The organism is Vibrio sp. YT-19(2023) (assembly GCF_033337395.1).
In genome coordinates, this window is sequence record NZ_JAWOQN010001096.1 from 1 (window position 1) to 526 (window position 526).

Here is a 526-nt window from a genome sequence, read left to right on the forward strand (position 1 = left end):
CAAACCTTGCAGATAATGGCTACCGATCTCGATGTTTTTGCCGACGTTGTATAAATCATCGCTACCTTGATAAGTCAGCTTGTATTTACGTGCCGTGTACTTCGCAGTCGCTGGCATGATTTGCATGATACCGCGAGCCCCTACCGGAGAACGCGCCTCTGAATCCAATGCACTTTCTTGTCTGGCTAACGACATCATCGTAATCGGGTCGATGTCATGCTTCTTCGCATAAAAGTTGAACCACCAGCGGTGCGCAATGGGAAATCGCAGTTCAATATTGTCCCACATTTGCGCCTGGATACTGGCTGTGACGGTTAGGTGATGCCAATTCTTGGATGAGGCATACGCCGCCAACATCGCCTTTTCATCTTTACCTACTCTACTCAGCAAATGTGCCCACTCACTTTTCGCTGCCGCAATTTTATCTGTCGCAATCAACTCTTCAATACGAGTGAGAGAGTTTTGATACGGGTGAATAACCTTAGTATCGAGCTTAATACGATGAGATGGATATTTGATTGACTGA

1 protein-coding gene is annotated in these 526 nt (G+C 46.4%); it reads right to left on the reverse strand.

Annotation, left to right across the window (positions count from 1 at the left end; all coding sequences use genetic code 11):
* The coding region (locus tag R7E78_RS30245; protein ID WP_318059160.1) for a transglycosylase SLT domain-containing protein at window positions 1-526 on the reverse strand (526 nt) is incomplete at both ends.